Raw genomic sequence first — 20,128 nt, forward strand, 5'->3', positions numbered from 1 at the left:
TATTCCATCACCGGCCCCCGCAGTAGTCATTTACTTCACGGCGAAATTCATAGGATTTAACTGGCCTGGTCCCCTTGCCGGGCCAGTTCCGGTACCTCGCCGCGAATTCGTACTGCGTCTGGCGCATCCCCGCCGAGGCCGGCTGAACGGAGAACCACCATGAAAACCGTGCTCACAACGACTGTGTTCACCCTGAATCCTGGCGAAGTCACCACGCTGTCGGTGCATGCTGCCCAACGCCTGCATGTCGAAGCGGCCCGCGGCACCGACGTATGGCTGACCCGCGAGAATGATTCGGAGGACTACTGGCTGCGTTGTGGCGGCAGCCTGCTGCTGCGCTCGGGGGACGAGGTGGTGCTGAGCGTCGACCCGCGTGCGCCGGACCCGGTGCGGCTCGCCCTCATTGCCGAAGCACGCCGCCCGGCGCTGGCGCTGGCCGACGTGCCGCACCTGGTGTACCGCAGCCTGCGCCGCCTGATTCGAGGCACGGACTGGACGCCTAACCAGGACCAGATCACCGCATCCTGAGGCGAAGGCTGGCGGGGCATCGTCCACATCACACCGCGATCGCGCGCATCTGCGCCTGGTCTGGTCGCGTGACGCATCGGACGATTCCCACCGGTAGGCACCCTGAGCGGGCAGCAGAAGTGACCGAGGCAGGGCCGGCGCAAGCCGGCCCTTTTCGTTACACTCTCGCCATGCATCCGATTCAAGTCATCGAACGCGGCCGCGAGGACTATCAGCCGTGTTTCGACGCGATGCGCGCCTTCACCGCCGCACGCACGCCCGAGACGCCCGACCAGGTCTGGCTGGTCGAGCATCCGCCGGTCTACACCCTGGGCCAGGCGGGCGACCCCGCACACCTGCTGGCCCCGGACGACCAGATTCCGGTGGTGCAGATCGACCGTGGCGGCCAGATCACTTATCACGGTCCCGGCCAGGTCGTGGCCTACCTGCTGCTCGACCTGCGCCGCCGCCGCCTGATGGTGCGCGAGCTGGTGCATGGCATCGAGCAGGCGGTGCTGGACACGCTCGCGGCGTATAATCTCGCAGCCGAACGCAAGCCCGGCGCCCCCGGCATCTACCTGTCCGACGGGCCGCACCAGGGCGCCAAGATTGCCGCGCTCGGCCTCAAGATCCGCAACGGCTGCAGCTACCACGGCGTCAGCCTCAACGTGCAGATGGACCTGTCGCCGTTCCTGCGCATCAATCCCTGCGGCTATGCCGGGCTGGAAACAGTCGACATGGCCACCGCGGGCGCCACCTTCGCGGCGGCGGATGCCAACGGCGCCCCCTTGCCCGTGACCGCGGCACAACAACCGGAAATCGCACAGCGCCTGGCGGCAGCATTGTGCGAGGTGCTGGCAGCGCATGAAGCCCGCGCGCCGGCTGCCGAAGGAATTGCCGCCCCGGCTGAAGCCAAGCAGCAGCCGGGTGAAACGGCCCTGGCCTCCTAGTCAAAAGCGAAATGCACGCTGAGCGCGTGCGGAGAAATGTATGAGCGACGCCCTGATCGCCACTTCCAGCGAAGCCCCGCAGTCCCCCGCGGAGCAGTACGACCCGACCCGCAAGCAGAAGTCGGCCGACAAGACCGCACGCATCCCCATCAAGATCGTGCCGGCCGAAAAGCTCAAGAAGCCGGACTGGATCCGCGTGAAGGCCGCCACCGGCAGTTCGCGTTTCTATGAGATCAAGGACATCCTGCGCGCCAACAACCTGGTGACGGTGTGCGAGGAAGCCAGCTGCCCCAATATCGGCGAGTGCTTCGGCAAGGGCACCGCCACTTTCATGATCATGGGCGACAAGTGCACCCGCCGCTGCCCGTTCTGCGACGTGGGCCACGGCCGCCCCGATCCGCTGGATGTGAACGAGCCGGGCAACCTGGCCCGCACCATCGCCCAGCTCAAGCTGAACTACGTGGTGATCACCAGCGTCGACCGCGACGACCTGCGCGACGGCGGTGCCCAGCACTATGTCGATTGCATCTCGCAGACGCGCGAGCTCTCGCCCATTACCCGCATCGAAGTGCTGGTGCCCGACTTCCGCGGCCGCCTGGACAAGGCGCTGGACATCCTGCAGGCGTGCCCGCCGGACGTGATGAACCACAACATGGAAACGGTGCCGCGCCTGTACAAGCAGGCGCGCCCGGGCGCTGACTACGAGCACTCGCTCAAGCTGCTGCAGGAATTCAAGCGCCGCAACCCGAACGTGCCGACCAAGTCCGGTTTGATGGTGGGCCTGGGCGAGACCGACGAGGAAATCCTCGATGTCATGCGTGACATGCGCGCGCACGATATCGACATGCTGACCATCGGGCAGTACCTGGCACCGTCGAACCATCACCTGCCGGTGCTGCGCTATGTGCATCCCGACACGTTCAAGATGTTCGAGGAAGAGGCTTATAAGATGGGCTTCACCCACGCGGCCGTGGGGGCGATGGTGCGGAGTTCGTACCATGCTGATCAGCAGGCGCATCAGGCGGGGTTTGCTTGAGTGGGTTTGTCAGTGGATTGAATGAAAAACGGCCGGGATTCCCGGCCGTTTTTCTTTGGTTCTTTGGTTCTTTGGTTCTTTGGTTCTTTGGTTCTTTGGTTCTTTGGTTCTTTGGTTCTTTGGTTCTTTGGTTCTTTGGTTCTTTGGTTCTTTGGTTCTTTGGTTCTTTGGTTCTTGGGTTGGGTTGGGGCTTCTTGCTCGTTAGCTTGGTTATGTAGGTCGGGGTCGATGTTGTCGTAGGTTTAACCGCCTGGTTCCGCCCTGCTGGGCGGGTCACTTTTTGTCCGAGCGACAAAAAGTAACCAAAAAACGCGTCGCCTCAGGCGGCTGGCCACCAATTTGGCGGCGGGGGTGATTCGGGCGGTGGTGATTTCCGTTCGATGTGGTGGGTGGTTCGAGCCTGCTACGCACCCTGTCCGGTGCCTACGTCGACGGACTATTGGACGAACCCGACTTTAGGCTATTGGCAGCCTGCTAAACACGTTATCGGTGGGACGCCTACGGCTGCGCTGCGCGCACTCAGTATCGTAGGTCGAAGGCACTGGCACGGAGTGCGTCGCTGCGCTCGCATGGCGCCGTCGTGATGCCGGGTCAAAGGCGCAAATCAGCAAGTGGTCCGCAGCTCTGCCACGTTAGGGCCGGCGCGAAGCGCAGCCGAAGGCGTCCCACCGACGCGGTGCTTAGCAGGCTGCCAACAGCCTAAAGTCGGGTTCGTCCAATAGTCCGTTGATGTGGGCACAGACAGGGTGCGTAGCAGGCTCGAACGGCCAACCACGCCAAATGGCAAGCACCGCCGCCCGAACCACCCCCACCATCAAATTGGTGGCCAGCCGCCTGAGGCGACGCGCTTTTTGGTTACTTTTTGTCGCTCGGACAAAAAGTGACCCGCCCAGCAGGGCGGAACCAGGCGGTTAAACCTACGACAACATCGAACCCGACCTACATAACCAAGCTAACGAGCAAGAAGCCCCGCCAGCTACGCCCAACCCAGTCGACCAACCCCCCTAAGGGTCATCCCTGACTATTTCCCCCTCCCTCATTTCGATATGATGAATTCATCGATAAATCATCGATGAAATACAAATACGTCACATTTTCAGCCCGCCTGCCTAAACTGGTAGCAAGTGCGCTACCGGGACTCCCATGACCTGCACCGTCTACCGACTCGCCGAACAGGCGCTGCTGTACAGCGTGGCTCCCCCCGCCTCGCTGGAAGTCCAGCGCCGCATCTGGGCGATGGCCGCCCGGGCCGCGGACTGGCGCGGGGTAGTGGACGTGGTGCCGGGCATGAACAATCTGACGGTGATCTTCGACGGCAGCGCCGATGTGGACGCGCTGGAGCGCAACCTGAAGCTCGCATGGGCCTCGGGCGAGACGCGCAATGCGACCGGCAAGCTGGTGGAGATCCCGGTGCGATACGGCGGCGAGCATGGCCCGGACCTGGGCGATGTGGCCGCCCATACCGGCTTCACGCCGCAGGAAGTGGTGCGCCGCCACGCTGCCGGCGAGTACGTCGTCTACTTCCTGGGCTTCCAGCCCGGCTTTGCCTATATGGGCGGGCTGGCACCGGAGCTGGCCACGCCGCGCCGGCGTGAACCGCGGGTGGCGGTGCCGGCGGGCTCGGTCGGCATCGGCGGCGAGCAGACCGGGATTTATCCGGCGGTGCTGCCGGGCGGCTGGCAGTTGATCGGGCGCACCGACGCCCAGCTCTTCGTGGCGGACCGCGATCCACCGTCCCTGTTCGCGCCTGGCGACACCGTGCGCTTTGTCGCCGAGGAAATCATCGCGTGATTGAGATCCTTCGTCCCGGCGCGCTCGCCTCGGTGCAGGACCTGGGCCGTACCGGCTTTCGCCGGTTTGGCGTCGGCCGCTGCGGGGCGATGGACGCACTGGCGGTGGAGGTGGGCAACCGCCTGCTCGGCAATGCGCCGGGCTGCGCCGCCATTGAATTCACGCTGGGCCGCGCCGCGCTGCGCTTTCATGCCGATATGCGCGTGGCGCTGGCCGGTGCCGAATGCGGCGCCAACCTGGACGGCGTGCCGGTGTGGTCGTGGCATGCCTTCGATGTGCACAAGGGCGAGACGCTGACGTTGCCGTCGACGCGCGGCGGCACGCGCGTGTACCTGTGCGCGGCCGGCGGCATCGACGTCGAGCCGGTGATGGGCTCGCGCAGCACCGACCTTAAATCCGGCATCGGCGGACTGGGCGGACGCGCGCTGCGGGAGGGCGACCGCCTTGCCGCGGGGCGCCCGGGACTGGCGGCCGAGACCGACTGGATCGGCGTGCAGGCGCCGGCGTGGGCGCTGCCCGCTGCCGTCGAAGGCAAGGCCACGGCGATCCGCATGCTGCCCGGCCCGGAATACGAGGACTTTGACACGGCATCCCAGGCCGCGCTGTGGCAGGCCGACTGGACCGTCACGCCCAACAGCAACCGCATGGGGCTGCGTCTGAACGGGCCCGCGCTGGCGCGGCGCACCGAGCGCAGCGCCGACTTGTTGTCGCATGGCGTGGTGCCGGGGGTGATGCAGGTGCCCCCGGGCGGCCAGCCGATCGCGCTGATGGCCGATGCGCAGACCACCGGCGGCTATCCCAAGATCGGCGTGGTGATCGGCGCGGACCTGTGGCGGCTGGCGCAGGTGCCGCTGGGGGCGCCGGTGCGCTTTGTGCAGGTGACGGTGGCGCAGGCAGAGGCGGCGCAGGCTGAGCTGGCGCGCTACCTGCGCCAGATCGACCAGGCGCTGCAGTGGCAGGGCGATGGCATGCCCATCGCCGCGCGGCGGCGCGCAGGCACGCGCGTGGCGGCATAAGTGGTGGCATAAGTGGCCGCTTAAGCGCGCACGCGCAACAGCAATCGGGCGACGCAATGCGCCGCACAGGAGAAAGGTAATGCAGATCGATTTGAACGCCGACCTTGGCGAAGGCTGTGACAACGACGAGGCGCTGCTGGCGCTGATCAGCTCGGCCAATATCGCATGTGGCTGGCACGCGGGCGACGCGGCCACCATGGTGCAGACCGTGAAGTGGGCGCTGGAGCGCGGCGTGGCGATCGGGGCGCACCCGAGCTACCCGGACCGCGAGAACTTCGGCCGCACCGAGATGCAGCGCGACCCGGAACACGTCTATGCCGACGTGCTGTACCAGATCGGCGCGCTCGATGCGATCGTGCGCGCGCAGGGCGGCGAGCTGCACCACGTCAAGCCGCATGGCGCGCTGTACAACCAGGCCGCGCGCGATCCGGCACTGGCCGGCGCCATCGTGCGCGCGGTGCGCGACTTCGATTCCGACCTGGTCTTCTTCGGCCTGGCCGGCAGCCAGATGATCAATGTGGCCAGGGAAGCCGGCCTGCGCGTCAAGCAGGAGGTCTTTGCCGACCGCGGCTACAACCCCGACGGCACGCTCGTCAGGCGCGGCACGCCGGGCGCGCTGCACGAGGACGAGGAAGTCGCCCTGAACCAGACCCTGACCATGGTGCGCGAGAAACGCGTGCGCGCCATCGACGGCAGCTGGGTACCGATTCAAGCCGAAACCGTGTGTCTGCACGGCGACGGCGCCCACGCGCTGGCCTTTGCGCGCCGCATCCGGGAACGGCTGGGCGCAGAGGGCATCGCGATCCGCGCCGGCGACTGAGCGCTACGCATCAGTCGCCAGCATTCACCGCGGCCGGCCCCGTCGTGCGGTAAGACGGCTGCCGGCCGTTGCCTCCATCACACTCGTTTGGTGTCTCTTATGGAACAGGCAGTCAATCTCTGGCCCCTTGTCGGGGTCGGCGTCATCATCATCGGCTTCGTGCTGCGCTTCAATCCCATGCTGGTGGTGGTGCTCGCCGCGCTGGCCACGGGGCTGGCCGCGCCGATGCCGCTGATGCAGATCTTCTCCGCGATCGGCACCGCCTTCGTCAAGGCGCGTAACCTGCCGCTGATCATCCTGCTGCCGCTGGCCGTGATCGGCCTGCTGGAGCGGCACGGGCTGCGCGAGCATGCGCAGGCGTGGATCGCGCGCATAGCCTCGGCCACGGTCGGCCGGCTGCTGATCGTCTACCTGGGCGTGCGCGAGCTGACCGCCGCGATCGGCCTGACCAGCCTGGGCGGCCATCCGCAGATGGTGCGCCCGCTGCTGGCGCCGATGGCCGAGGGCGCGGCCGAGAACCGCTTCGGTCACCTGCCCGAGCCGGTGCGCCAGCGCGTGCTGGCCTTTTGCGCCGCCACCGACAATGTGGGTCTGTTCTTCGGCGAGGATATTTTCGTGGCGTTCGGCGCGATCGCGTTGATGCACACCTTCCTGCTGTCGTCGAACATCGACGTGGAGCCGCTGCGTATTGCCGTGTGGGGTATCCCCACCGCGATCTGCGCCTTCCTGATCCATGCCGTGCGCCTGAAGCGCCTGGACGGCTGGCTCGAGCGCGAGCTGGGCGGCAAGGCTGCCCCTTCCGCCGCGGCTGCCGCGACGCCCAAGAGCGGCGAATAAGGAGCGCGCCATGATCATTTCCATCGAGTATCTCTACTGGCTCGCCGGCCTGGTGCTGGCGATCACCGCGCTGATGACCTTCGCCGACCGCGAGCATCCGCGCCGCTTCAGCACCGGCCTGTTCTGGCTGCTGTATGCCATCGTGTTCCTGATCGGCGACCGGCTGCCGCCGGCCGCGGTCGGCATCGGCGCGGTGGTGATGGCGCTGATTGCGGGCTTTGGCGGCGTCGGCCACGGCAAGCATGGGAGCCTGCCCGAAGAAGAGCGCCGCGCCAGCGCGCGCCGCCTGGGCAACAAGCTGTTCATCCCGGCCCTGCTGATCCCGCTGGTGACCGTGATCGGCACCGTGCTGTTCAAGGACGTCAAGATCGCCGGCGTGCCGCTGCTCGATCCCAAGAACGTGACCTTCGTCTCGCTGGGGATCGGCTGCCTGATCTCGCTGGCGGTGGTGTGCTGGCTCACGCGCGACACCGTGACGCAGGGCCTGCGCGAATCGCGCCGCCTGACCGATTCGCTGGGCTGGGCGCTGGTGCTGCCGCAGATGCTGGCAATGCTGGGCCTGGTGTTTGCCGACGCGGGCGTGGGCAAGGCCGTGGCGCACCTGACCACCGCCTATATCAACATGGACTACAAGCTGGTGGCGGTGGCGGTCTACTGCGCGGGCATGGCGCTGTTCACGGTGATCATGGGCAATGGCTTCGCGGCCTTCCCGGTGATGACCGGCGGCGTGGGCGTTCCTATCCTGGTCGGCATGTTCGGCGGCAATCCCGCGGTGATGGCGGCGATCGGCATGTTCTCGGGCTATTGCGGTACGCTGCTGACGCCGATGGCGGCCAACTTCAATATCGTGCCGGCGGCGCTGCTGGAACTCGACGACAAGAACGCCGTGATCCGCGCGCAGGTGCCGACCGCGCTGGCGATCCTGGTGGCCAATATCGCGCTGCTGTACTTCCTCATGTAACCCGCGGAGCCCCGCCATGCGTACCGTGCTGCTGACCGGCTTCGAGCCGTTCGAGAATGAACCGATCAATCCGTCATGGGAGGCGGTGCGCGCGCTTGACGGCGAGCGCGTCGGCGACGCGGTGATCGTGGCGCGCCAGCTGCCGTGCGTGTTCGGCGCGGCGATCGACACCATTGGCGAGCTGGTCGATGTGCTGCGCCCCGCGCTGGTGATCGCCGTGGGCCAGGCCGGCGGGCGCGCCGAGATGTCGGTCGAGCGCGTGGCGATCAATGTCGACGATGCGCGCATCGCCGACAACGCCGGCGCCCAGCCCATCGATACCGCCATCGCCCCGGACGGCCCCGCCGCCTACTTTGCCACGCTGCCGATCAAGGCGATGGTGCGCGACATGCGCGCGGCGGGCGTGCCGGCCTCGGTGTCGCAGACCGCCGGCACCTTCGTCTGCAACCATGTCTTCTACGGGCTGATGCACCGGCTGGCGCGGCAGCCGGGGGGCGACGTGCGCGGCGGCTTTATCCACATTCCCTACCTGCCCGAGCAGGCGGCGCGCCATCCGGGCCAGCCGAGCCTGGCGCAGGAAACGCTGGTGAAGGGGTTGCGCGCGGCGGTGGCGACGGCGTTGTCCACCCGCGCCGATGTGCGCGAGCAGGGCGGGCAACTGCACTAGGGCCCGCGCTATTCCTGTGTTCCGGCCGCGGCCGCCTCACGGCGTGCCGCGGCTTTCTTTTTCAGGGCATGGCGGCGCAGGCTGACCTGTTCGAAGCGCCAGATCACATAGCAGAACGCCAGGAACGGCCACAGCCAGCCCAGCCATTGCGCCAGGCCGTTGAAGTGGATGAAGCGGCCCATGCGCCAGCCTTGCTCCGAGATCCACGCGTAAGGGTTGGATGGCAGCACGTTGGTCAGCACCACCAGCATGACCAGCGCAACCATCGCCAGGATCGCGCGCAGCCAGCGCGGCAGGTACAGCAGCAGCGCCAGCACCAGCGAACTGGTCAGCAGCGCAAAGCGCCCGCCCTCCGACAGCCAGACAAAGGCGCTTTCGGTCGGAAACTGCAGCTCGGTCGCGGTGGCCTTAAGCAACAGCGCGGCGGCCAGCAGGCCGGCCAGGATACGCAGCATCGGCGCGTTGCGACGCATCCCGATCGAGGCGAACAGGCCCGTGCCGATCCAGCTGCTGGCGGTCACCAGCGATTCCAGCAGCTGCTGGCTCTGCATGTCCTCGGGCCGCAGGCCGATATTGCCCTGCCAGGCCTCCAGCTGGGGGAACAGCATCTGCAGCACCTGCATCGGCCACGATTCCGGGTCGGTCAGCCATTCGCGCACGATGCTGCCCATGCCGAACAGGTGCTCTTGCGGAAACACCTGGGCGAACGGCCACAGCATCAGCAGGATGATGGCAAAGCTGGCATGCGGCTCGAACCAGGCCTGGCGCAGCCGCGTCAGGCGGCCGTCGTCGATCAGCATGTGCGTGAACGGCGCCACCACGGCGCCGCCGAGCAGCGCGCCCAGCGCGTTGGTGATCAGGTCGATATTTGACGAAATGCGGCTTGGCAGCCAGGTCTGGAGGGCTTCCATGCAGGTCGACAGCAGCGCCCCGGCCACCAGCGCCACCAGCGTGGCGCGCCCGCCCGACATGCGCGGATGCAGCGACAGCACCACCAGCGCGCCGAACGGGAAGTACCCCAGCACATTGGTCAGCAGGTCGAACTCTGTGATGTAGCGCGGCTTGGGCGCGGTCAGGAAGGCAAAGGGCGAGACGCCGTTGTCGACCCAGCCCGAGAACGGGTACAGGCTGGCGTACACGACCAGCAGCGTGAAGCAGAGCAGCCCCACGCGGGCCAGCGGCGAGTGCTGCCGGCCGGAGGGTTCAGGCATTGACTGAGCCGCCTGGGGCGGCGCGGAGGGCGGCGGGGGAGCCGGCTCCATGGCAATTCTCCTTGCAGTTTTACTTTAGCTGCAGCGTGCCGGTCCAGTCGAGCAGCGCCGCGATCACCGCGTCGCTGGCCTCGGCCAGCGCCCTGACGCCGCCGGCGCCGTCGGCGCTGGCAGCGGGCCGGCGCGCCTCGAAAGTCTGCTGGCCGATCATGCCCTGGCGGTACACCGTGGCGCGCAGGCGCACCACGCCCTGGCTGGTGGTGGCGCTGTCGAAGACCTGCTCGAACGCCAGCAGGTCCACCTTGAGGGCCGGCACGCCGGTATCGCCGGACCAGGCCAGCGCACCCTGCGCCGACACGGCATCGCGCAGCCGGCTGTCGAACAGGCGTGTGGGCGACATCACCCAGCGCTGCGTGGCATAGGCCTGCAGCCGCTGGGCCTGCGCGTACTGCAGCCGGTAGTAGAGGGCGTTGCCCTCCAGCCAGTCGGGGCCATCGGTCTGCGCCACCCGCAGCTTGGGCAGTTTTGCTGCCGCGGCGTTCCCGCCGGCGGCCGACGGACCCAGGTCGTAGGTCACGGTAGGCGTGCCATGTGTGAGGGCGCAGCCCGGCAGCGCGAGCGCGGCGGCGGTCACCAGCAACGCGACAAGGCGGACTGACAGGAAAGAGGGCGCGGGTCGGCGCAGGCTTGGCATCTCGGTCGCAGGGGTCACGGCGATGTCTCGGCAGTGGCGATTGATGGAGGCGCGCACACGGCTATGGCGCGTTGAAGCCGGATTCGCCCGGGCCCGGCGCGGGCGCGGGCGCGCCGAATAGTACGCTGCTCGGGCTTTCGTCGAAGCGGCCGGCGGCGCGCTCGAAGCTGCGCGCGGTCAGGCGTGCGTCGCGCGCGAGGCCGTTGAGCTGCGGCAGCGTTTCCTGGTTGAAATTGCCGGCGGCGGTCTGCACCGAGGCAGCCGCGCCCTGCATGTCGCGCCCGACGCTGTCGACGGTGCGCATCACCGTGCCGTTGGGGTTGGCCAGCTCCTGGGTCAGGCGCCGGGTCGATTCCAGCGTCGCGTTCAGGTTCTCGGCCACCTTGGGCAGCCGGTTGGCGGCCGGCGCCAGCGAGTCGGACAGCCGCGAGTAGTCCTCGGCGGTCTTGTGCACCGAGCGGATCGCCGCCATCAGCTCGTCACGGTTGGCGCCCTGGAACATGTCGTTGAGCGAGGCCATCATGGTCTCGACCTGCGTCAGCAGCGAGTCGCCGCGCTTTTCCAGCTCTTCGAAGAAGCCCGGCCGCATGGCGATGCGCGCCACCGCCTTGGGCGAGGTCGGCAGCGGCGGCGAGGTCTCGGCGCCATCGTGCGCGGCGGAGTCGTCGAGCTGCACGTAGGCGATCCCGGTCACGCCCTGGAAGCCCAGTGTGCCATAGGTGGTGCGCGTGATCGGCGTGTCCCGGTTGACGGTGACGCGCACGATGATCTGGCCCGGCACCTGCGGGTCGAATTTGATCGACTCGACCTTGCCCACCGCAAGCCCGCGGTATTTCACGTCGCCCTGCGGCTGCAGGCCGTTGACGGTGGAACGCGTGATCAGGTCATACGGCACGCGCACGGCATGGTCGCTGCTGAACCAGAAGATCGCGAACAGCACCAGCACGGCCAGGCCGATGGTGAACACGCCGGCAAGGAATGCGTGTGACTTGTTTTCCATCATGCTTCTCCAGGGGGCGCAGCATCCGGCTGCCCGTGCGGTGGCAGCGCCTGCATGGCGCGCTGGGCGCGATCGCCCAGGAAATACTCGCGGATGAAGGGGTGGTCCACCTTCACCACTTCCGGAATCGGCGCGGCGGCGATCACCTTGTGGTCGGCCAGCACCGCGACCCGGTCGGACAGCGCCACCAGCGTGTCCAGGTCGTGCGTGATCATCACCACGGTCAGGCCCAGTTCGCGGCGCAGTTCGCGGATCAGCGCCACGTAGTCGTCGGAGGCCATCGGGTCCAGCCCCGCCGTAGGCTCGTCCAGGAACAGCAGTTCGGGCTCGAGCGCCAGCGCGCGCGCCAGCGCCACGCGCTTGATCATGCCGCCGGACAGGTCCGACGGCATCTTGTCGGCATCGCGTGCCGACAGCCCCACCAGTTGCAGCTTGAGCATGGCCGCCTGGCAGATCAGGTTGTCGGGCAGCGCGCGCAGCTCGCGCAGGGGCAGCGCGATATTGTCGATCACCGACAGCGCCGAAAACAGTGCGCCGCGCTGGAACTGCAGCCCCCAGCGGTTGCGCAGTACTTGCAGTTGCGCCGGGCGCAGCCGGGCCGGGTCTTCGCCGAACACCTTGATGGTGCCCGAGGTGGGCCGCTCCAGTCCCACGATCTGGCGCAGCAGCACGGTCTTGCCGCTGCCCGAGCCGCCCACCACCGACAGCACCTCGTCGCGGTAGACGTCCAGGTTCACATGGTCATGCACCACTGCCTTGTCGAAGCGCTTGACCAGGTCGCGCACCTCGATGACCGGGGTGCGGTCCCGGGTGCGTTCCGGGGTAGCGTTTGCTTGCGCCGCGTTCACAATCCCACGTCCTTGAACAGGATGGCGAAGACCGCGTCGGCCAGGATCACGATGGTGATCGCGCTCACCACCGAGGCGGTGGTGCCTTCGCCCAGGCTTTGCGTGTTGGGCTTGATGCGCAGCCCGAAGTGGCACGCGGTCAGCGCGATCAGGATGCCGAACACCACACCCTTGCCCAGCCCCAGCCACAGGTTGGCCACCGGCACCGCATCGGGCAGCTCGCGCAGGAAGAAGGTGACGCTGATGCCCAGCTGCATGCGCGCGGCCAGCATGCCGCCGGCCAGTGCCACCACGTCGGTCCAGGCCACCAGCAGCGGCATGGCGATGGCCAGCGCGATCACGCGCGGCATGATCAGCCGGAAGCCGTGCGAGATGCCCATGACGCGCATCGCATCCAGCTCTTCGGTCACGCGCATCACGCCGATCTGCGCGGTGATGGCCGATCCCGAGCGCCCCGCGATCAGGATCGCCGCCAGCACCGGCCCCAGCTCGCGGATCACCGCCATGCCGAGAATGTTGACGATGAAGGTGCTGGCGCCAAAGGTGCGCAGCTGGTTGGCCGACAGATACGACAGCACGATGCCGATCAGGAAGCCCACCAGCGCCGTGATTCCGAGCGCCTTGTAGCCCACGTTGTAGATATTGGCCGAGATCTCGCGCCAGGGGCCGCGCTGCGGCATGCGCGCAAGGCGCAGCAGGTCGAAGGCCAGCTGGCCCAGCATGGTGATGCCGTTACGCAGCTGCGCGCCGAACGACAGCACGTTGGCCCCGAACAGCGTGAACGGGTTGAAGCGGTCCACCATGTGCTTCTTCCAGCCCTCGCTCTGCACCGCGGCGATACGCGCGAACACGCGGCGCTGGCCCTCGCTGGCATCCAGCCGTTGCGGCAGCGCGCCATTCCATGCCTGCCACAGCAGTTGGCCGCCGATATGGTCCAGCCGCTCGACCCCGGCCAGTGACCATTGCGCGCTGTCTGGCGTCTGCGCCAGCTCATGCAGCTGCGCGCGCAATTGCCGCGCCTGGTGGCAGCCGGCCAGCGCCAGCGCGGTCCAGTCGCCACGCAGCGCTACGCTGACGGTTCCGTCCCCGCGCGTGATATCGAAATCTGGCGTCGTCTGGCGTTCCAAGGGCGTGCGATGTGATGGCCGAGTCTCGATTCTAAGCCACCCGCCCCGCTGGCGCGACCGCGCCGTGCCGAAGCTGCGGCACGGCTACAATGCGGCATCAGCCACGGGCACCCGGACCGCACCTTGTCCGTGTCTGTGTTTTCCACGATCGCCATCGATCCCAGCCCTTTGCCGCGCATGTCCGCCGTTCCTCCGACTCCATCCGATCTTCCCGCCGGTGCGTGGCGCATCGATGCCGGCGCGCTGCGCGCCATGCTGTCGCCCGCGTTGCGCGACTGGACGCTGGAGCTGGTCGAGGAAACCGGCTCCACCAATGCCGATCTCACCGCGGCCTGCCGCCAGGCACCGTGGTCCGACGCCGGCAGGCTGCGGCTGGCCTACCGCCAGACCGCCGGGCGCGGGCGCCAGGGCCGGCCCTGGCAGGGGCAGGCGGGCATGACGTTCTCGGTGGCGCTGCCGCTGGCGCTGGCGCCGGCGCAGTTGAGCGGCCTGAGCCTGGCCGTGGGCCTGGCGCTGGCCGAGGCCCTGGGCGATGTCGATGCAACGTTGGGAGCGCGGCTCGGCCTGAAGTGGCCCAATGACCTGCAGATCGATGGCCGCAAGCTGGCTGGCATCCTGATCGAGTCGGTGCCGGCCGGACCGCGGCAAGTCTGGGCCGTGATCGGCATCGGCCTGAACCTGGTGCGCGACGCACAGATGGAAGCGGCACTGGGCCGCGGACTGGCCGGCGTGGCCGAAGCCATGCCCGGCTTTGACGCACAGCGCGACGCGCCACGCCTGCTGGCCGCGCTGCTGGAACGGCTGGCGGCGATGCGCACGGACTTCCTCGCGCACGGCTTCGGGCCGATGGCGCGGCGCTGGTCCGCCGCCGATGCCTACCGCGACCAGCCGGTGCGGCTGTTGCACGATGGCAAGGTGATTGCCGAAGGCATGGCCCGCGGCGTCGACGAAGCTGGCCACCTGCTGCTGGAAACGCCGGCCGGGCTTGAGCGCATCGCCAGCGGCGAGCTGTCGCTGCGGTCCGCCCCGGGGCAGGGAGATGCCGCATGAGCGCGCCGCGGCTGCTGGTCGATATCGGCAATACCCGCCTCAAGTGGGCCTGGTGCGAATCCGGTGCGGCGCTGCCCGCCACGGGCGCGCTGCCCACGCCATGGCAGCACGGCGGCGCGGTCGCGCATGCCGACGAGGGCGCGCTGCAGACGCTGGCGGCTGACCTGCGCGCGCTGCGCGCAAGCGGGCCGATGCCGTCGGTGTGGATCAGCAATGTGGCCGGGCCGGTGATTGCCGCCGCCGTGGATGCCGCGCTGGTCGATGCCTTCGGCGGCTGCGCGCCGGTGCAGTGGGTGCGCAGCGCCGCCGCGCACGGCAACCTGGCCAATGGTTATCGCGAACCCACCCAGCTGGGCGTGGACCGCTGGGTCGGCGCGGTCGGCGCGCACCGCTGGCTGCCGCACGACACGTTGCTGGTGGTGACCGCGGGGACCGCCACCACGCTGGATATCGTCACCGTGGCCGCCGACGGCTGCGCGCGCTTCGAAGGCGGCCTGATCCTGCCCGGCCTGGCGCTGATGCTGGGCACGCTGGCGCGCAACACGGCGCAATTGCCGGCGCTTGACGTCGGCGATGCCGGCAGCGTGGCCGGCATGCAGCGGCGCTGGGCCGACAACACGCACGACGCCATCGCCGCGGGCTGCCTGGCCGCGCAGGCCGGCGCCATCGAACGCACCTGGCGCGCGCTCGGTGAGCGCGCACCGGATGCTCGTCCTGCGCGTTGCCTGCTGTCCGGCGGGGCCCGCAGCGCGCTGGCGGGCGCGCTCGCGGTGCCGTTCGCGATGCACGATAATCTGGTGCTGCTCGGCCTGCATGCGATGGCATCGGCCGGCGCCTAGCCGCACCACGCACACACCCACACGCACCGCTCCGGCCCGATCCATGACCACACCCGGCCAGTCCGACCCGCCACGCTCGCTGCGCATCGCGCTGCTGTTGCTGCTATGCGCCAATGCCTTGCTGCTGGCGGCGGTGCTCGGCGCATTCGGTGCGAACCCGCTGTCAGGATGGTTTGAAACGCCGCGCGAGCCCCAGCGGCTGGAGCAGCAGGTGCGCGGCGAACGGATGCAGCTGCAGCCGCCGGGATCCGTGCCGGCGTCGGCGCCGGCATCGTAGGCTCAGCCGCCCTGGCGCACCTTGCTCAGCAGCTTGGTGGTCGAGCGGTCGTGCAGGAAGGGGATGGCATAGGCCTGGCCGCCCCAGCTGCGCACCAGTCGGGTTTCTTCCAGCGTGTCGATATCGTAATCGCCGCCCTTGACGTAGATGTCGGGGCGCACCAGGCGGATCAGCTCCACCGGCGTCTGTTCGCGGAACATCGCCACCAGGTCGACCGATTCCAGCGCGGCCAGCAGCGCCATGCGGTCCGATTCATGGTTCAGCGGGCGGTCGTCGCCCTTGCCCAGCATCTTCACGGAAGCATCGCTGTTGACCCCGACCACCATGCTTGCGCCCAGTGCGCGCGCCTGTGCCAGGTAGGTGGCATGGCCGCGATGCAGGATGTCGAACACGCCGTTGGTGAACACCAGCGGGCGCGGCAACGCAGTGATGCGCGCGGCCAGCGCGGCGGGGTTGTCAGGCAGGGTCAGCTTGGATTCGAAAGCGGGTACGGACATGGGTCGGCATCTGAAGGTGGAGGCCGGCCCCATCGCGGAGCCGGCGTGCTTGCCCGAATGGTACCCGTTCTTGCAGCGTGCTAGCCCGCCATGCACAGCGCGACGGCCGCGTCGTTGGCAACCTCGCCGGCGTTATCGCGCGCCGGTTATCAATATGTGCTGACGGCAATGTTGCCGTGCAATCCACGCGTCGCCCGTACGTTGCGGGCGAGCGGACTTTTTTTTGGGGGGGGGGGCGGCAACCTGGCCGTGAAGGCGCTGCCGCGGTTCCACCCGGGCAAATGGTGCCGCGGAGAATCGCCAGCCGTTGCTGGCGGTTATTCCAATGTTATCGGAATTGCTGGGTATTACACCATGAATTAAATGGAATCGTAATATGGGATATGGAATGCGTAAGCGTTGTGATAATCGTCTCGTGATTTAAGTGTTTTATTTTTCGATATAAGTAAATTCGGCGAAGGGGCGTCGGGCATGGGTTTGCAGTCGCCGCGCGACAGAGTGTGGGACGACATTCAAATGGTGTAGTAACCGGTTACTACCTGCATCGCAGCCGGCTCGTTTATCATGCCAGGCACTTGATTTTCCAGAATAAGGAAAACAGTAATGCAGAATACCCGCCAGAGCCGGACCAGGTCCGGTGTGCCGCGGCGGGTCGCATTTGTCGGGAATGCGTAAGGTAGATAAGGCAGAAAAAAAGCCCCGCTTCGGCGGGGCTTTTTTTCGTGCTGCAGGACTGGCGTCAGGCTTGCGCCGGCTGGGCGCCACCGGTGCCTTGCAGGCTGGCGTTCAGTTCCTTGCGGTAGCGGTTCAGGTCCTGCACGGTCTCGAAGGTGCGTTCGAACAGCAGCGACATGTTGTGCAGGATCCGTTCGATGACCTTCTTTTCCCAGCCTTCGTCGAAGCGGATCTGCTCGTCCAGCCAGTGCTCGAGCCAGTCCGGGTCCGGCAGGCGCGACTGCACCGTGTCGTTGGGGAACAGCGCCTTGTTGACGTGCAGGTTGGTCGGGTGCAGCGGCTTCTCGGTGCGTCGCGCCGATGCCATCAGCACGCCGATCTTGGCGAAGGCGGCGCGCGCGCTGTCGCCGAACTGGGCCAGGTACTTCTTCATGTAGCGCAGATAGGCGCCGCCGTGGCGGGCTTCGTCCTGCGACAGGGTGCGGTAGATATGCTTGATTACCGGTTCCGTGTGCCATTCGGCGGCGCGGCGGTACCAGTGGTTCAGGCGGATCTCGCCGCAGAAATGCAGCATCAGTGTTTCCAGCGGCGGGGCCGGGTCGAACTCGAAGCGCACTGCGTGCAGTTCCTCTTCGGTCGGCACCAGGTCCGGGCGGAAGCGGCGCAGGTACTCCATCAGCACCAGCGAGTGCTTCTGTTCCTCGAAGAACCAGATGCTCATGAACGCCGAAAAGTCAGAGTCGTGCCGGTTGTCGCGCAGGAACATCTCGGTCGCGGGCAGGGCGGACCATTCCGTGATCGCATTCATGCGAATGGTCTTGGCCTGGTCGTCCGTCAGCATGCTGGCGTCGAAGGATTCCCAGGGGATGTCCTTGTCCATATGCCAGCGGACGGCTTCCAACGATTTGAACAGTTCGGGGTAGAGCATGGTAAGCCTTTGAAATTACGGGCAGATTCTAACAGATGCGAATTATTCTCTTCTCCTTTTTTTAGTCCGGATCGGGGCAAATGCAACGCTTTTTGACGGGGTTTGGCGCAGTCGCGCGTATTCTGCGGGCGATTTCCGGGGTGCCGGCGCGCCAATGTGCCAGCCGCGGCGCCTGGCTGGCCCCCATGTGACGGCGGGGACTCAGGGAGAAACGGCCTGCGCGCCCGTGCGCTCGCCGGCCGCTGGCGTGGCCGGCGCCGTGCCCGGAACGATGCCGTACAGGAAGGCCGCCAGTTCGTCGGCCTGGGCCTCGGCGTCGCGCTCGCCCAGCGCCATCAGCGCCTGGGTGAAGGCCGGCTCGAACAGCAGGTAGCTGGCAAAGGCGGCGCCGCGCGCCTCGGTGCCGCCCAGTGGCGCCAGCAGCGCGCGCACCGTGCGCGGCAACTGCTTCGTGTGCTCGGCGGCGATGGCTTCGATCGGCTCGCTCGGCGCGACCGTCATCACCTGCACCGGGCGCCAGCCCTCGCGGTCGCCAGCGACTTCGGGCATGCGCGCCAGCAGCCGGTTGATGTGCAGCAGCCGTTCCAGGTCGGCATTGAGGCCATCCAGGAAGATGCTGGCCAGCGCCTGGCCGCCCACCTGCGCCAGCGACGGATAGCCGCCCCCCGGCATGGTGTCGAACCAGCCCGAGCGCTGCCGCGAGGCCGCGCCGATCGCCAGGATGCGCGACGCGCCCAGGTGGATCGCCGGCGACAGCGGCGACATCTGCCGCATGGTGCCGTCGCCGAACCACTCATGGTGGCCATCGAGCTCCAGTGCCATGGCCGGGAACAGGAACGGGATCGACGACGACGCCAGCAGGTGGTCCACCGTGATCTGCGCCGGCACGGCAAGGCGCTGGCTGCGGTGCCACGGATGGATGCGGTGGTGCGACTGGTAGAAGGTCACATGGCGCCCGGTGCTGTACGACAGCGCCGTGACCGCGAACGCCTGCAGCGCGCCGCTGTCGAGGCTGGCCTGCACGCGCGCGGGCTCGAACAGCTCGCCCAGCATGCTGCCCAGCGGCGTGTTGTCGAACAGCGCGCGCGGCGCGCGCCGCTGCGTGGCCCAGCCCAGCGCCAGCGTCGACAGCCAGCGTGCCCCCGATACGCCCACGCGCAGCACATCGGTGCGGTAGACGTCGTCGGCATGGATGCTGTGCCACAGGGCGCCCAGGCTCTGCGTGGCAGCCTGGAAATTCGCCGCCTGGACCGCCAGTCCGGCGCCGTTGATCGCGCCAGCCGAAGTCCCGGCGATGATGCCGAACGGCATCGCGCCATGGCCTTTGCCGACCCGTTCGGCAATGCGGGCCAGCCCGCTCAGCACGCCTGCCTGGTACGCGGCGCGCGCGCCGCCGCCCATCATGATCAGCGCAGTGGCGGCGGGGTCGGGTCCGGATTGCGGCGCGGAGTAGGCTGCCGGGAGGGGCTCGCGGTGCATTGCGTCGGCGTGGACGAAGGGTCGGGCAGTCGGGAGTTTGGGCTCGGTTCGGGGCTCGATCCGGTGCTCAGGTGGTACGGCTGCCGTTGGTGGCGTTGCCGCTGCCATTCCCGGCATTGTCGTCGCCGTTGCCCTCGTCCTTCGCCAGCTTTGCCTTGGCAGGCTTCCTGGCCGGTGCCTTTTTCGCCGGCGCCTTCTTGGCGGCGGGCTTGCCCGTGCCGGTGGCAGCGGCCTTGTCTGGCGCGGCGGGCTTCGGTTTTGCGGCGCTCGCCTGTGCCGCGCTGGCGGCGCCGGGTGCGCCGAAGCCACCCATGCCGAACGGTGCGATGCTGGCCGCCGCGGCGCTGCTGGCGATCTGGTTGAATTGCTGCTGCAGCATGTCCCACCACAGCCCGGCATTGGGCGGCAAGGCGGACTCGGTGTCGCTGGCAGCCGCTTGCGGGCTCTCGGCGACAGGCGGCTCCTGTTGCGCACTACTGCTGCCGGTATCCGCGCCGGTGCGTTCCGGTGCCGCGGCGCTGGGCGTGTTGGCCGCGCGCGCGACGTTTTCCATCGCGGACTGCATCGCCTCGGGCGACAGGGCATTGCCGAAAGTCTGCAGCGCCACCAGCGTGGCGCGCTGCACTTCCAGGCCCTGGATGGTGGTGCGCAGCAGGTTGGTGTTCAGCTGCAGCCAGCTCTCCACGGCCTTCAGGTCGGCGATGCGCTTGTCGAGGTCGTCGAGGTCCATCGGCGGGGTCATGGCCTGCAGGCCGGGCATCATGCCGGCGGACATGCCGGTGCCGCTGCCCCACAGGCGGCGCATGAAGTCGAAGCCGTTGGTGAAATCGGGAATCTGTCCGAACATGGTTACGCGCTCCGTATGCGGCGCAGCCCCGGGATTGGCCAGGAGGGCCCGTCGGGCCGGCGGCTGCGTCG

Annotated in this window: 21 protein-coding genes; 12 read left to right on the top strand and 9 right to left on the bottom strand. The window is 67.8% G+C overall.

Features of this window, described 5'->3' with window-relative positions:
• Window positions 1-159: 159 nt before the first annotated feature.
• From DN412_RS13085 to pcp, 9 genes are all read left to right on the top strand, one after another.
• Window positions 160-528: a DUF2917 domain-containing protein gene (locus tag DN412_RS13085; RefSeq protein WP_115212033.1), complete on the top strand. Its 369-nt coding sequence runs from the start codon at window positions 160-162 to the stop codon at window positions 526-528.
• 170 nt (window positions 529-698) lie between these two features.
• Complete coding sequence (lipB, locus tag DN412_RS13090) at window positions 699-1,457, top strand: lipoyl(octanoyl) transferase LipB (protein ID WP_115212034.1); 759 nt, start codon at window positions 699-701, stop codon at window positions 1,455-1,457.
• A gap of 40 nt (window positions 1,458-1,497) precedes the next feature.
• On the top strand, window positions 1,498-2,493 hold the full coding sequence (lipA, locus tag DN412_RS13095; RefSeq protein WP_115212035.1) for a lipoyl synthase: 996 nt from the start codon (window positions 1,498-1,500) through the stop codon (window positions 2,491-2,493).
• Between the two features lie 1,143 nt (window positions 2,494-3,636).
• Window positions 3,637-4,284, top strand: a complete 648-nt coding sequence (gene pxpB / locus DN412_RS13105; protein WP_115212037.1) for a 5-oxoprolinase subunit PxpB — start codon at window positions 3,637-3,639, stop codon at window positions 4,282-4,284.
• Window positions 4,281-5,300: a 5-oxoprolinase subunit C family protein gene (locus tag DN412_RS13110; RefSeq protein WP_115212038.1), complete on the top strand. Its 1,020-nt coding sequence runs from the start codon at window positions 4,281-4,283 to the stop codon at window positions 5,298-5,300. Before pxpB ends, DN412_RS13110 begins: the two co-directional genes overlap by 4 nt.
• A gap of 79 nt (window positions 5,301-5,379) precedes the next feature.
• Complete coding sequence (pxpA, locus tag DN412_RS13115) at window positions 5,380-6,120, top strand: 5-oxoprolinase subunit PxpA (protein ID WP_115212039.1); 741 nt, start codon at window positions 5,380-5,382, stop codon at window positions 6,118-6,120.
• Between the two features lie 99 nt (window positions 6,121-6,219).
• On the top strand, window positions 6,220-6,957 hold the full coding sequence (locus DN412_RS13120; protein WP_115212040.1) for a DUF969 domain-containing protein: 738 nt from the start codon (window positions 6,220-6,222) through the stop codon (window positions 6,955-6,957).
• 10 nt (window positions 6,958-6,967) lie between these two features.
• Window positions 6,968-7,918, top strand: coding sequence for a DUF979 domain-containing protein (locus DN412_RS13125; protein WP_115212041.1), 951 nt, complete (start codon window positions 6,968-6,970; stop codon window positions 7,916-7,918).
• Window positions 7,919-7,934: 16 nt separating this feature from the next.
• The gene (gene pcp, locus DN412_RS13130; RefSeq protein WP_115212042.1) at window positions 7,935-8,585 is read left to right on the top strand and encodes a pyroglutamyl-peptidase I; all 651 of its coding nucleotides are present in this window, start codon (window positions 7,935-7,937) and stop codon (window positions 8,583-8,585) included.
• 8 nt (window positions 8,586-8,593) lie between these two features.
• Here the strand turns inward: pcp and DN412_RS13135 are convergent, their stop codons facing one another.
• From DN412_RS13135 to DN412_RS13155, 5 genes are read right to left on the bottom strand one after another with little or no spacing between them, the layout of a single operon-like run.
• Window positions 8,594-9,847, bottom strand: coding sequence for a VanZ family protein (locus tag DN412_RS13135; protein ID WP_115212043.1), 1,254 nt, complete (start codon window positions 9,845-9,847; stop codon window positions 8,594-8,596).
• Window positions 9,848-9,866: 19 nt separating this feature from the next.
• Window positions 9,867-10,508, bottom strand: a complete 642-nt coding sequence (locus tag DN412_RS13140; protein WP_244222648.1) for an ABC-type transport auxiliary lipoprotein family protein — start codon at window positions 10,506-10,508, stop codon at window positions 9,867-9,869.
• A gap of 43 nt (window positions 10,509-10,551) precedes the next feature.
• Window positions 10,552-11,493: an MlaD family protein gene (locus tag DN412_RS13145; RefSeq protein ID WP_115212045.1), complete on the bottom strand. Its 942-nt coding sequence runs from the start codon at window positions 11,491-11,493 to the stop codon at window positions 10,552-10,554.
• Complete coding sequence (locus DN412_RS13150) at window positions 11,490-12,338, bottom strand: ABC transporter ATP-binding protein (protein ID WP_115212046.1); 849 nt, start codon at window positions 12,336-12,338, stop codon at window positions 11,490-11,492. Before DN412_RS13150 ends, DN412_RS13145 begins: the two co-directional genes overlap by 4 nt.
• Complete coding sequence (locus tag DN412_RS13155; protein ID WP_115212047.1) at window positions 12,335-13,465, bottom strand: MlaE family ABC transporter permease; 1,131 nt, start codon at window positions 13,463-13,465, stop codon at window positions 12,335-12,337. The genes DN412_RS13150 and DN412_RS13155 overlap by 4 nt, the downstream gene beginning before the upstream one ends.
• 177 nt (window positions 13,466-13,642) lie before the next feature.
• On the opposite strand from DN412_RS13155, the gene DN412_RS13160 reads away from it, so the two are divergent.
• Genes DN412_RS13160 through DN412_RS13170 form a run of 3 tightly spaced genes read left to right on the top strand, consistent with a single transcriptional unit; the run spans window position 13,643 to window position 15,631 of the window.
• Window positions 13,643-14,515: a biotin--[acetyl-CoA-carboxylase] ligase gene (locus DN412_RS13160; protein WP_115212130.1), complete on the top strand. Its 873-nt coding sequence runs from the start codon at window positions 13,643-13,645 to the stop codon at window positions 14,513-14,515.
• Window positions 14,512-15,354: a type III pantothenate kinase gene (locus DN412_RS13165; RefSeq protein WP_115212048.1), complete on the top strand. Its 843-nt coding sequence runs from the start codon at window positions 14,512-14,514 to the stop codon at window positions 15,352-15,354. The genes DN412_RS13160 and DN412_RS13165 overlap by 4 nt, the downstream gene beginning before the upstream one ends.
• A gap of 43 nt (window positions 15,355-15,397) precedes the next feature.
• Window positions 15,398-15,631 carry a hypothetical protein gene (locus tag DN412_RS13170; RefSeq protein WP_115212049.1) on the top strand — a complete coding sequence of 78 codons (234 nt, stop codon included), beginning with the start codon at window positions 15,398-15,400 and terminating at the stop codon, window positions 15,629-15,631.
• 2 nt (window positions 15,632-15,633) lie between these two features.
• Here the strand turns inward: DN412_RS13170 and rfaE2 are convergent, their stop codons facing one another.
• The 4 genes from rfaE2 to DN412_RS13190 form a co-directional block, all read right to left on the bottom strand.
• The gene (gene rfaE2, locus DN412_RS13175; RefSeq protein ID WP_115212050.1) at window positions 15,634-16,128 is read right to left on the bottom strand and encodes a D-glycero-beta-D-manno-heptose 1-phosphate adenylyltransferase; all 495 of its coding nucleotides are present in this window, start codon (window positions 16,126-16,128) and stop codon (window positions 15,634-15,636) included.
• A gap of 739 nt (window positions 16,129-16,867) precedes the next feature.
• Window positions 16,868-17,731 carry a ferritin family protein gene (locus DN412_RS13180; RefSeq protein ID WP_078194744.1) on the bottom strand — a complete coding sequence of 288 codons (864 nt, stop codon included), beginning with the start codon at window positions 17,729-17,731 and terminating at the stop codon, window positions 16,868-16,870.
• Window positions 17,732-17,932: 201 nt separating this feature from the next.
• Entirely contained in the window at window positions 17,933-19,210 is a 1,278-nt protein-coding gene (locus DN412_RS13185; RefSeq protein ID WP_115212051.1) for a patatin-like phospholipase family protein, read from the bottom strand.
• A gap of 67 nt (window positions 19,211-19,277) precedes the next feature.
• Complete coding sequence (locus DN412_RS13190) at window positions 19,278-20,057, bottom strand: PhaM family polyhydroxyalkanoate granule multifunctional regulatory protein (protein WP_115212052.1); 780 nt, start codon at window positions 20,055-20,057, stop codon at window positions 19,278-19,280.
• Window positions 20,058-20,128: the final 71 nt, after the last annotated feature.

The sequence above is a fragment of the Cupriavidus lacunae genome (assembly GCF_003353055.1).
Classification (GTDB): Bacteria; Pseudomonadota; Gammaproteobacteria; order Burkholderiales; family Burkholderiaceae; genus Cupriavidus; species Cupriavidus lacunae.